Origin of the sequence: Curtobacterium sp. 'Ferrero' (genome assembly GCF_002412165.1) — a bacterium.
GTDB lineage: Bacteria > Actinomycetota > Actinomycetes > Actinomycetales > Microbacteriaceae > Curtobacterium.
Genome location: NZ_NXIA01000029.1, coordinates 19,056 through 30,677 on the forward strand (window position 1 = coordinate 19,056; position 11,622 = coordinate 30,677).

Annotated in this window: 12 protein-coding genes and 2 tRNA genes; 12 read left to right on the forward strand and 2 right to left on the reverse strand. The window is 72.5% G+C overall.

Annotated elements, in window-relative coordinates:
- Positions 1–30 precede the first annotated feature (30 nt).
- Positions 31–192, reverse strand: coding sequence for a hypothetical protein (locus Csp2054_RS18310; protein ID WP_176491760.1), 162 nt, complete (start codon positions 190–192; stop codon positions 31–33).
- 147 nt (positions 193–339) lie between these two features.
- Here Csp2054_RS18310 and Csp2054_RS16460 point away from each other — a divergent pair, with 147 nt between their 5' ends.
- The gene (locus Csp2054_RS16460) at positions 340–1,650 is read left to right on the forward strand and encodes a glycosyltransferase family 2 protein (protein WP_096900615.1); all 1,311 of its coding nucleotides are present in this window, start codon (positions 340–342) and stop codon (positions 1,648–1,650) included.
- Between the two features lie 321 nt (positions 1,651–1,971).
- On the opposite strand, the gene Csp2054_RS16465 is transcribed toward Csp2054_RS16460, so the two are convergent.
- On the reverse strand, positions 1,972–3,297 hold the full coding sequence (locus Csp2054_RS16465) for a glycosyltransferase (protein WP_096900617.1): 1,326 nt from the start codon (positions 3,295–3,297) through the stop codon (positions 1,972–1,974).
- Positions 3,298–3,646: 349 nt separating this feature from the next.
- On the opposite strand from Csp2054_RS16465, the gene Csp2054_RS16470 reads away from it, so the two are divergent.
- The 11 genes from Csp2054_RS16470 to Csp2054_RS16515 all read left to right on the forward strand — a co-directional run bounded on the left by Csp2054_RS16470 (position 3,647) and on the right by Csp2054_RS16515 (position 11,506).
- Positions 3,647–4,933: an ABC transporter substrate-binding protein gene (locus Csp2054_RS16470; protein ID WP_096900619.1), complete on the forward strand. Its 1,287-nt coding sequence runs from the start codon at positions 3,647–3,649 to the stop codon at positions 4,931–4,933.
- 170 nt (positions 4,934–5,103) lie between these two features.
- Positions 5,104–6,078, forward strand: a complete 975-nt coding sequence (locus tag Csp2054_RS16475) for a carbohydrate ABC transporter permease (protein WP_096900621.1) — start codon at positions 5,104–5,106, stop codon at positions 6,076–6,078.
- A 56-nt stretch (positions 6,079–6,134) separates the two neighbouring features.
- A complete protein-coding gene (locus tag Csp2054_RS16480; RefSeq protein WP_255252793.1) occupies positions 6,135–6,986 on the forward strand; it encodes a carbohydrate ABC transporter permease in 852 nt (283 codons plus the stop codon).
- 5 nt (positions 6,987–6,991) lie between these two features.
- The gene (locus Csp2054_RS18315) at positions 6,992–7,357 is read left to right on the forward strand and encodes a hypothetical protein (protein ID WP_176491761.1); all 366 of its coding nucleotides are present in this window, start codon (positions 6,992–6,994) and stop codon (positions 7,355–7,357) included.
- Entirely contained in the window at positions 7,354–7,539 is a 186-nt protein-coding gene (locus tag Csp2054_RS18625) for a helix-turn-helix domain-containing protein (RefSeq protein WP_255252791.1), read from the forward strand. The genes Csp2054_RS18315 and Csp2054_RS18625 overlap by 4 nt, the downstream gene beginning before the upstream one ends.
- Positions 7,536–8,345: a LacI family DNA-binding transcriptional regulator gene (locus Csp2054_RS16490; RefSeq protein ID WP_255252792.1), complete on the forward strand. Its 810-nt coding sequence runs from the start codon at positions 7,536–7,538 to the stop codon at positions 8,343–8,345. Before Csp2054_RS18625 ends, Csp2054_RS16490 begins: the two co-directional genes overlap by 4 nt.
- 10 nt (positions 8,346–8,355) lie before the next feature.
- On the forward strand, positions 8,356–8,991 hold the full coding sequence (locus Csp2054_RS16495) for an MBL fold metallo-hydrolase (protein WP_096900624.1): 636 nt from the start codon (positions 8,356–8,358) through the stop codon (positions 8,989–8,991).
- A gap of 299 nt (positions 8,992–9,290) precedes the next feature.
- A tRNA-Glu gene (locus Csp2054_RS16500) sits at positions 9,291–9,366 on the forward strand.
- A 53-nt stretch (positions 9,367–9,419) separates the two neighbouring features.
- Positions 9,420–9,495: transfer RNA gene (locus Csp2054_RS16505), tRNA-Glu, on the forward strand.
- 65 nt (positions 9,496–9,560) lie between these two features.
- Positions 9,561–11,099, forward strand: coding sequence for a reverse transcriptase family protein (locus Csp2054_RS16510; protein WP_217990946.1), 1,539 nt, complete (start codon positions 9,561–9,563; stop codon positions 11,097–11,099).
- The gene (locus Csp2054_RS16515) at positions 11,096–11,506 is read left to right on the forward strand and encodes a RidA family protein (RefSeq protein ID WP_096900626.1); all 411 of its coding nucleotides are present in this window, start codon (positions 11,096–11,098) and stop codon (positions 11,504–11,506) included. The genes Csp2054_RS16510 and Csp2054_RS16515 overlap by 4 nt, the downstream gene beginning before the upstream one ends.
- Positions 11,507–11,622: the final 116 nt, after the last annotated feature.

The following is an 11,622-nucleotide window of genomic DNA, read 5'->3' on the forward strand; positions in this document are numbered from 1 at the left end:
GCGGTTTCCCGCACCAGGGCCGTCGGACGGTCAGCGCCGGCGACGGAACCGCGGACAGTCGCAGAGCGCGCAGTCCGAGCCGCGCCGGTAGTGCTCGTGCGCCTCGCGCGGGTGCCCGCAGACGCAGGTGTCACGGTCGTCGAGGGTGACCTCGAGCAGCACGCCGGACTCGGTCGTCGGGCCCAGCGGCATGCGTCCTCCTCCTCGCGCACCCCGGCGCCGGGGTCCTGCACCGATCCTAGGGGGAGCGGACCTGCCGGGTGGCGGCAAACCGCAAGGTCCGCGCAGCCCGACCCGCCGGTCGTTGACGCGCCGAGGGCACAACCCGAGCATCGGAGCATGACCGACCGCCGTGCCGGCACCACCAGCGTGCTCACGCTCCGACCCGCCATGCCGTCCGCCGAGGCCCCGGACTGGGCGGGCGCCGCCTGGGTCGGCGCCGTCGACCGGGGCGAGGCGCTCGCCGCCGACACGGTCGAGCTCGCCGGCGCCGCGGGCTTCACCCGCGCCCGACTGCTGGTCCGCGACGGCCGCGAGGTCGCGGGCAGCGTCGACGTCGCCGTCGACGCGCACGGGGCCCTGGACCCGACCGCGCTGGGACGCGCGCTCCGCGCCCTGCCCGCCACGCGCCTCCCGGCCGGCCCCGGAGCCGCACCCGTGGGTCGTGTGTCCGTCGTCATCGGCACGCGGGACCGACCCGAGGACGTCCGTCGGTGCGTCGCGTCCGTCCTCGCCTCCGAGCACCCCGACCTCGAGGTGATCGTCGTCGACAACGCACCCAGCAGCTCCGCCACGCACGACGTCGTCGCCGCGATCGCGGACCCCCGGTTGCACTACGTCCTGGAGGCCCGTGCGGGCGTCTCGCGGGCACGGAACGCCGGCCTCGCGGTCGCCACCGGCGACGTCGTCGCCTTCGTCGACGACGACGTGGTCGTCGACCGCTGGTGGGCCGCCGCCCTCGCCGACGCGTACGCCCGTGACGCGGACGTCGTCTGCGTCACGGGCCTCGTTCCGAGCGGCGAACTCCGCACACCGACGCAGCGCTACTTCGACGAACGCGTGACCTGGGCGCGCAACACCGAGCGCCGCGTCTACCGCACGTCCGCGCCGCCCGCGGACCTGCCGCTCTTCCCGTTCTCGGTCGGCGCGTTCGGGACCGGGGCGAACATGTCGCTCCGTCGCTCGGCGGCCCTTGCACTCGGCGGCTTCGACGTCGCCCTCGGGCCGGGCACCCCGGCGCGTGCCGGGGAGGACCCGGACCTGTTCACCCGCGTGCTGTTCTCCGGCGGGGCGCTCGCCGTGGAGCCCTCCGCGGTCGTCTGGCACCGGCACCGTCCGGACCGTGCCGCGCTCCGTACGCAGGCGGTCGGGTACGGCACCGGGCTCGGCGCCTGGGTCGCGAAGCTCGTCAGCCGCCCCCGGACCGCGGTCGCGGTCGCGCGTCGGGCGGTGGGGGCGCTCCGGCAGCTCGGCGCACTCGGCCAAGGGAGCGGGGACGGACAGGTGGCGGCGGCGGTGGACGCGGTCGGCGGCTGGCCGGTCGACGACGCGTTCCGCGAGGCGACGGCGGGGCTCAAGCGGGCCGAGCTCGTCGCGGCGCTCGGCGGGCCCTGGCGGTACGTGCGCGGGCGGGTGGCCGCGCGGCGGTAGGGCTCACGGTGGTCGGGTCGGGTCGTCGCGATCGTCGCGATCGTCGCTGAGCTGGGTGCTGCCGCTGCGCGACGACGACGCCGCTGTCGTCCGACGTCGGTGGTGTCGTCGGTTGCGGACGCCTCCTGTTGCGGGCGCTGGGGATCGACGGTGCCGCTGTCGTCCGACGTCGGCGGTGTCGTCGCACGGCGGCGGATCGGGGCCGAGCCGCACGCGTCCGGGCCGGTGCCGACGCACCCGCACCCGACGCACCCGCACCCGACGGACCCGCACCCGACGGGCCCGCACCCGGCCGACCCGCTCGGGTCCGCGCGCGGACGGTCAGGGGCGGAAACGCCCCTCCTCCACGTCGCGCCAGAACCGACGGCTGCGGAAGTACGCCGCCGGACCGGCCGGGAAGCCCCGGAACTCGTGGTAGGCCAGGGACCGGGGGATGCGAGTGGTGGACGCCTCGGTGACGGTCTCCGGTGCTGCGTCCCGCCGACCGGCGAGCCGGGTGACGAGCTGCTTCAGCTTCACCCGCGCCGCGATCGGCATGAGCCGCGTCAGGGCGGTCAGGTGCCGACGGTCCTTCGCGATGAGCGCGCACATCAGCGCCGTGAACCCAACGCCGTTCGAGTGCAGCTGGTGGTGGAGCCCCTCGAGGTCGGGACGGTGCCGGTGGTGCACGACGGCCTTGGGCTCGAACCCGATCCGCCCGCCGCCCCAGAGGATGTCGATGAAGATCGCGAGGTCCTCGCCGCCGCGCGCCGGGACGCCGGCCCCGAGCACGGGGTCGAAGCCCCCGGCGGCCAGGAACGCCGACTTCCGCACCGCCCAGTTCGCGCCGGCTCCGTAGCCGCCGATGCCGTACACCGCGAAGTGCTTGCGGACCGACCCGTCGGGTGCGATCGCGGAGACGCGCGCGTTGCGCATGGCGCCCGGGACGTCGTCGGGGACGATCGTGACCGGCTCGAACGTGCGCTCCCCGCTGAAGCCGCCGTAGTAGGCCTCGTACCAGATCTGCGCGGGGGTCTCGAGCTCGACCGGCAGGATCAGCCCGGTGACCGCGGAGAGCTCGGGCTCACGGACGAAGCGCTCGCCGATCTTCCGGAGCCACTGACGGCTGATCTTCACGTCGTCGTCGGTGAACGCGATCACCTCGCCCTTGGCGGCGGCGACCCCGGCGTTGCGGCCGGCGGAGCACCCCGGGCGGCGTTCGACCACGAGTCGGACGTTGTGGCCGGCGAGGATCCCGGGCAGTTCGTCGTGCTCGGGCACCTTCACGCGGTTGTCGACGATGACGACCTCGTACCGCGGGTAGTCGAGGTGCTCGAGCACGTCGAGGAGCGTGGTGATGGTCTCGATCCGCGCGACGATCGTCGAGACGACGACCGAGATCAGCGGCAGGTCCTCGTCGGGCACCGGGGCATTGGTCGACCGCGCTCCCGCGGTCTGGGTGACGAGGGGGATGAGGGCGCGCCGGGCGTCCTCCGGGTCCCCGGTCAGCAGCACGTCGAGGGTCGTCACCGGGAACCCGTCGCGGTAGCCGACCACGAGTGCCGACGAGCCGGTCTCGTCCGCGACGAGCGAGGGGAGCGGCGCGTCGAGGTCGATGCTGACGACCCGACGCGGTCCGGGCACGGTGACGGGAGGGATCAGGGCCATGGCCGGGACGCTACGCAGCACCCGTGGACGGGACAATGCGCTGCGTGGGCCGTGGCGGGTTCCGTGCGGAACCCCGCACCAGTCCGGGAACGCTCCCAGCGGCCGGGCAGCACGCGGATCCCGGCGTCCGCTGGGAAGTGAGCGATCACTCACGGAAGAGTGAGCGATCACGCAGGAAAACCGAGCGGCGCCCGGTGATCACGACACGATCACATCGCGGATGCAACCGGTTGCGGAACGCCTGAAGCGGGCGTAGGTTCCTCGACCAGCAGGCACTGCCGCCTGCTCCAGGAGACGATGTCCGACACCCGACCGCCGTCCCTGGTGATCTCGATGAGGAGACACAGCTGTGAAGACAACACGCGCCAAGGTGCGGTACGCCTCCATCGCCGGCATCGCCGCGATCGGCCTCGCGCTCACCGGCTGCTCGAGCGGTGGATCCGCGAACTCGGGCGACGCCTCGAACGGGCAGGACAGCCGCGGCCCGATCACGTACGTGCAGGGCAAGGACAACTCGAACGTCGTCCGGCCGCTGATCGCCAAGTGGAACGACGCCCACCCGGACGAGAAGGTCACCTTCAAGGAGCAGTCCGACCAGGCTGACCAGCAGCACGACGACCTCGTGCAGCACTTCCAGGCCAAGGACGAGAACTACGACGTGGTCGACGTCGACGTGGTGTGGACCGCCGAGTTCGCCGCCAAGGGCTGGCTGACCCCGCTCACCGGCAAGATGAAGATCGACACGTCGAAGCTCCTGCCGGCCACGGTGAAGACCGCGACGTACAACAACACGCTGTACGCGGCACCGCAGACCTCCGACGGCGCGCTGCTCTACTACCGCAAGGACCTCGTCAAGACGCCCCCGACGACGTGGGACGAGATGATGAAGGACTGCTCCATCGCCAAGGAGAACGGCATCGGCTGCTACGCCGGCCAGTTCGCCAAGTACGAGGGCCTCACCGTCAACGCCTCCGAGGCGATCAACGGTTCCGGTGGTTCGGTGCTCAACAAGAGCGGCTCGCCCGACGTCGACACCGCCGACGCCAAGGCAGGCCTGCAGAACCTGGTCGACGCCTTCAAGGACGGCAACATCCCGGCCGAGGCGATCACCTACCAGGAGGAGCAGGGCCGCACCGCGTTCGAGAACGGCAAGCTGCTGTTCCTGCGCAACTGGCCGTACGTCTACAACCTCGCCAAGACCGACGGGTCGAGCAAGGTGAAGGACACCTTCGGCATCGCGCCGATCCCCGGCAAGGACGGCACCGGCGCCTCGACGCTCGGCGGCCACAACGCCGCGATCAGCGTGTACTCGAAGCACAAGGCGACCGCGCACGACTTCCTCGAGTTCCTGGAGTCGAACGAGACGCAGAAGTTCTTCGCGACGCAGGGCTCGCTCGCCCCGGTCGTCGGTGACCTGTACACCGACTCCGAGCTCACGAGCAAGCTGCCCTACCTGCCGACCCTGCTCAAGTCGATCGAGTCGGCCGAACCGCGTCCGGTGACGCCGTTCTACCCGGCCGTCACGAAGGCGATCCAGGACAACACCTACGCCGCGCTCAAGGGATCCAAGAGCGTCGACCAGGCCCTGTCCGACATGCAGGCCGCGCTCAAGACGGCGACCAGCAGCGGCAACTAGCCGTCACCGGTGACGGCTGCGGCCGTCACCACCGACGGACGGGAGGCGCGGTGCCAGCCCGCACCGCGCCTCCCGTCCGCCCCCACTCGCGTCCCGACACACCCCGGCAAGGAGGCCGCCACGTGTCAGCAGCAACCGAGATCCCCGCCGCCATCCCCAACCCAGCGGGGATGGAACCGCCCAAGCGGCGCAAGGGCGGACTCAACGCCGAACACGGTCGGTGGGCCGTGTACCTCATCGGCCCGACGATCGTGCTCCTCGCCATCGTCATCGGCTACCCGGTCGTCAGCGCCGTCATCCAGTCGTTCCAGCTCGACCAGGGGCTCGACAAGGCGACGGGGCTGTTCGTGCAGGGCGGCTTCGCCGGCGTGACGAACTACGTGCACTGGCTCGCGCAGCAGTGCGGCAACACCACCTGCCCGCCCGGCAGCATCGGCTCCCAGTTCTGGGTGTCGATGGGCAACACCTTCTTCTTCACCGTCGTGACCGTCGCGCTCGAGACCGTCATCGGCGTGTGGATGGCGATCATCATGAACCGCGACTTCAAGGGCCGCGCGTTCGTCCGTGCCGCGATCCTCGTGCCGTGGGCCATCCCGACCGCCGTCACCGCGAAGCTCTGGTACTTCATCTTCGACGCGAACGGTGTCCTCAACCACGTGCTCGGCCAGCAGATCCTCTGGACGTCGAGCGAGTGGGCGTCGCGGTGGGCGATCATCATCGCCGACACGTGGAAGACCACGCCGTTCATGGCGTTGCTCATCCTCGCCGGACTGCAGCTGATCCCGGACGAGGTCTACGAGGCCGCGAAGATGGACGGCGCCTCCACCGTCCAGCGGTTCATCAACATCACGTTGCCGCTCGTGAAGCCGGCGCTCATGGTCGCGGTCCTGTTCCGCGTGCTCGACGCGCTGCGCATGTACGACCTGCCGGCCATCCTGACGGGGGGCGGCGGCGGTTCCGGCAACGCCACCACCACGCTGTCGATCCTGGTGGTCGACCAGATCCGGCAGGGCTTCAACTCCGCGTCGGCCCTGTCCACCATCACGTTCCTCGTGATCTTCATCGTCGCGTTCATCTTCGTGCGGTTCCTCGGCGCCAACGTCGTGCAGACCCAGGCCGCCCAGCAGAAGGGGGAGCTCAAGTGACGCTCGCAGCCGACCGACCCCGATCCCTCGCCACCGGACGCGATCGTGCGTCCGACGTGAGCGAGGTGCGGGTCAAGCGCCACCTCGGCCAGAAGTGGCGGACCGGCATCCAAGCCGTCGTCATCGCGGTCTGGTGCCTCCTGCCCTTCTACTGGATGATCGTGACGAGCTTCCGCGACGTCGGGTACACGTTCGACCCGACCCCGTGGTTCACGCACGTCACGTTCGAGAACTACGCGACCGCGTTCTCCACGGCGCTCGGCAACCACCTCGGGCGTGCGCTGCTCAACAGCCTGTTCATCGGTGCCGTGGTCACGCTCATCGCGCTGCTGGTCGGCACGAGCGCCGCGTACGCGCTGGCCCGGCTCGAGTTCAAGGGCAAGTCGGTCATCGCCGGCGCGATCCTCGCGGCGTCGATGTTCCCGGGGGTCGCGCTCATCTCGCCGCTGTTCCAGCTGTTCACCGACATCGGCTGGATGGGGAGCTACCAGGCGCTGATCCTGCCGAGCATCTCGTTCGTGCTGCCGCTGACGGTCTACACGCTCGCGAGCTTCTTCCGCGAGATGCCGTGGGACCTCGAGGAGGCCGCGCGCATCGACGGGTGCACCCGGGTGCAGGCGTTCCGACGGATCATCCTGCCGCTGGCCGCTCCGGCCGTGTTCACGACCGCGATCCTGGCGTTCATCTCGTCGTGGAACGAGTACCTCATCTCGTCCCAGCTCTCGAGTGACGCCACGCAGCCGGTGACCGTCGCGATCGCGTCGTTCGCCGGGTCGCAGCCGCACCAGGAGCCGTACACGGCGGTGATGGCGGCGGGCACGATCGTCACGATCCCGCTCGTCATCCTCGTGCTCGTGTTCCAGCGGCGCATCGTGGCCGGCCTCACCGCCGGTGGCGTGAAGGGCTGACGACCATGGCACAGCGGGGTCCCGCCCGGCCCACAGCGCGCATCGAGGAGGCGATCGGCTTCGTCGGGATGTTCGGCGTGCTGTTCCTCGGCGTGACGGTGTTCTGCGAGGTGACCGGACGACCCGCCCTCGGGTGGGCGCTCACGCTCCTCGGCGCGGTCGTCGCCGTCGTGCTCCTGGACCGGTGGCGCGTCCGGGTGCTCCGTCGGCACGCCGCGGCGACGGGCGAGGTGCACGGGGTCGGGGCCGCTCCGGCCGTGCCGACCCCGCGCGCCTCGGCACCGCGCGCATCGGCCCCGCGGCGACCGGTGTCGACGCGATCGGTGGACGCGACCCGTCCTGCCGACGCGCCGCACCTGGCGGACAGGTGACGCGCCTCCAGGCCGAGCCGCTGGGCATCCAGGAGATCGCGACGATCACCGGACTCTCGAAGTCGACCGTGTCGCGCGCCCTGCGCGGACTGCCCACGGTGGCGACGGCCACCATCGACCAGGTGCGGCGGCCGGCCTCGCCACCGGACGCCAGCGCGCCGTCGGCGTGGTCGTCCCCGTGATCGACCGCTGGTTCTACGTCAAGGCCCTCGGCGGCGTCGACGCGGAGTTGCGCCGTGCCGGCCACGACCTCGTCCTCTACAACCTCGGCGGGCCGGGCGGCGACCGTGACCGTGCGTTCCGACGCTCGATGCTCCGGCACCGGGTCGACGCGCTCGTGCTCCTGTCGCTCGTGCTCGACGAGACCGAACGCACCGAACTCGAGCTGACCCGGCACCCCATGGTCGTGATCGGGGGACCGGCACCCGGCCTGCGCAACGTGGGGGTCGACGACGCCGAGGTGTCCCGGCTCGCCGTCGACCACCTCGTCTCGCTCGGTCACCGTCGCATCGCGTACATGGGCGGCCAGGACGAGGACGGCATGAACGTCGCCGTGCCGTACCTGCGTCGGGACGGCTTCGTCGACGCCATGGCCGCGCACGGGCTCGCCGTGCCCGAGGAGCTGATGGTCGACGGTCGGTTCTCGTTCGCCGGGGGCCTCGTGGCGGGCGAACGCCTGCTCGCGGCGGGGGACCGTCCCACCGCGGTGTGCTGCGCATCGGACGAGATGGCGCTCGGTGTCCTCCTCGCAGCGCAGCGAGCCGGACTGTCGGTGCCGGGCGACCTGTCGGTGATCGGGATCGACGGGCACGAGTACGGCGCGACCGTCGGACTCACCACCGTCGCGCAGGACCCGGAGGCGCAGGGCCGGACCGCGGCGCGGATCGTGCTCGCCGAGGTGGACGGCACCTCGGCGCCCGCCGTCGGACCGGCACCGGTCGAACTGGTCGTCCGGGACACCACCGCACCGCCGGCCCCTCGCGCGTAGGGTCGGCCGCATGGAGGTCACGAAGCTCGAGCACGCCTGCCAGGTCCTCACGATCGACGGCGTGCGGCTCGTCGTCGACCCGGGCGGCTTCACCCGACCGGTGGACGTGTCGGACGTCGTCGCGGTCGTCGTGACGCACGAGCACCCGGACCACGTCACGCCCGAGCAGGTGCAGCGCATCCTCCGGGCGAACCCGGGTGCCGTCGTGCTCGGACCCGCCGGCGTCGCGGCGAAGCTCGCGGACGCGGACGTCCGCGTGGACGTCGTCACGGACGGGAGCACGCGGCAGGTCGGCCCGTTCCGGCTCGACTTCCACGGCTCCCGCCACAACGTCATCCACTCGTCCGTACCCGTGGTCGACAACACCGGTGTCCTGGTCGACGGGAAGCTCTTCATCCCCGGCGACTCCTACACCGTCCCGCCGACGCCCGTCGAGGTGCTCGCCACCCCGATCGGCGCCCCGTGGCTGCGGATCGGCGACCTCATGGACTACGTCGCAGCGGTCGCTCCGCGGCGGGCCTACCCGGTGCACGAGGCGACGCTCTCCGAGATCGGCCTCGACATGCACCTCGGTCGCCTCCGCGAGGTCGTGGAGCCCGAGGGCGAGGTCACGGTGCTCGCGCCCGGCGAGTCGCTCACTGTCTGACGGCCTGGAGGCGCGGGGCGCCTCCGCCACGCGCGCGCGGTGCACGCGCCGCAGCGTCGCACCGCGCGGTGCGGGTGGGCTCCGATCCCGCTCCGTCGCGGAGCGTGCCCGCCCCGGGACGCGAGCCGACGGGCGGGCCCGCGCCGTGCCTCCCGGCCGGTCGCAGCGCGACCACCCCGGCCCGTGCCACCGCTCGCTGCCACCTCCGTGCCGCCCGTCCGTGCGACGGCACACCCGGGCGACACACCGCGTTTTGGCACGGAGCGGCCGCTGTGCCATACTTGTCGAGTTGTCGGAACGGCCCCATCGTATAGTGGCCTAGTACGTCGCCCTCTCACGGCGGTAACGCGGGTTCGAATCCCGCTGGGGTCACCACAGGTGGCTTGCCCCCGAGTCCGACAACGTGTGCGTCCGGCCGACCGGACCACGGCCCCATCGTATAGCGGCCTAGTACGTCGCCCTCTCACGGCGGTAACGCGGGTTCGAATCCCGCTGGGGTCACCACCGGAACGCCCCGCTCCTGCAGGAGCGGGGCGTTCGTCGTGTCACCGGCCCGGTACGGTGTGCTCGTGGAGTTCCCGGGGGAGGCGGATGACGTACGCGGTGCGTCGTCCTCTCCGGGGTCACCCCGGGGTACGCAGGACCAGCAGGACACCACGCCCCGAGCGGGTGCGCGCGCTCCGCGCGCTGTCGCGCACGGAGGAACCGACGGGTCCCCCGGGAACGCCACGCCACTCGACGAGATCGTCGTCGCCCTCGCCGACGCGTTCCTGGCCGCCGGAGCATGGGACCTGCAGGCGCTGCGCGCGGCGGGCCACGACGTCGTCGGGGCCGAGCGGCCGTTCGTCGGCGCTGCGGCTGCCGCTGCGCTCGCGGCGTTCCCCCGACCCCCGGCGGATGCGCCGCGGCTCCTCGCCGACGTGCTCGCCCGGACCCCGAGGCTCGTGTCCCAGCACGGACGCCGACTGCGGACGGTGCCGATCCGGGTGATCGGCCGCCCGGCCGCCCCGGTCCGCGCCGGGAGACACGTCGAGGGACCGCTCGTCGTCGACACGCTGCCCGAGCTCGCGCGGGCCCTCGACCTCACGGTGGGCCGGCTGCTGTGGCTCGCCGACACGAAGGGGTGGAACCGTCGCGCCGACCCCGCGGGGCCGCTGCACCACTACCGGTACACGTGGAGCGTGCGGCCCGGACGGACCCCACGCCTGCTCGAAGCGCCGATGTACCTGCTCCGACGGACGCAGCGGAGCGTCCTCGACGAGCTGTTGGCGACGCTGCCCCTGCACGACGCAGCCCACGGGTTCGTCCCCGGCCGCAGCGTCGTGACGAACGCCTCGCAGCACGTCGGCGCCGAGGTGGTCGTGACGATGGACCTCACCGCCTTCTTCGCGACGGTCCGGGCGCCCGGCGTGTACGGCGTCTTCCGTCGCGCGGGTCTGGCGGAGCCCGTCGCGCACGTCCTCACGGGGCTCTGCGTGCACGAGGTCCCGCCGCACGTCCTGCGGGCGATGCCGACCGGCGGAGCAGGGTCCCTGGACGAACGGGTCGCCCTCCGTCGGGCGCTCGTCGACGCCCACCTGCCGCAGGGCGCTCCGACCTCGCCCGCCCTCGCGAACCTCGTCCTCCGACACCTCGACGCGCGGCTCACCGGGTGGGCGGCGGCCGCGGGCGCGACCTACACCCGGTACGCCGACGACCTGACGTTCAGCGGGGGAGCGCCGCTCGCGGCCCGCGTCGACGCGTTCATCGCAGGGGTGGTCAGGATCGTCACCGACCAGGGGTACGCGGTGAACCCGCACAAGACCCGGGTGTGGCGGCGAGGCGTGCGGCAGTCGGTCACCGGCGTCGTCGTGAACGAGCGGCTCTCGCCGGGACGCGCCGAGGTCGACCGGCTGCACGCGATCCTGCACAACTGCGTCCGGCACGGTCCGGCGTCGCAGAACCGTGACGGGCACCCCGAGTTCCGGGCACACCTGCTCGGACGGATCGGCTGGGTCGCGCAGACGCACCCGGGTCGGGCAGCGAAGCTGCGGGCGGAGTTCGACCGGATCGACTGGACCGGGTCGACTGGCGCCGAGCCGTCGGGTGCGGCATCGTCGCTCCCGTGACCGCCGTCCGACTGATCCGTTCCGCCGCCCTCAGCGACGTCGCCGAGTACGCGTACGCCGCGACCGCCCCCGCCCACGCGCGGATGGTGTTCCTCGCGGGGGCGTGCCCGCTGGACGCCGACGGCCGGACGGTCGCGGTCGGGGACCACGCCGGTCAGGCGGCGCAGTGCGTCGCGAACCTCGTCACGGCGCTCCGGGCGGCCGGTGCCGAGCTCAGCGACCTGATCAGCACGCGGGTGCTCGTGGCGTCCTCGCGACAGGCAGACCTTGTCGCGGCGTGGGAGGTCGTGCGCGCCGCGATGGGGGAGCACGACGTCCCGAGCACCCTCCTCGGGGTCACCGTGCTCGGGTACGACGACCAGCTGGTCGAGATCGAGGCGGTTGCGGCGGTCGTGGACGGCGAGTGACCGTGTGCCGTGGTGCAGCGGTGGCCAGAGGGGCCGCGGCGGGGCTGCACGGCGGCCGTGGGGGCCGCGGCGGGGCTGCACGGCGGCCGTGGGGGCCGCGGCGGGCTGCGGGGCGG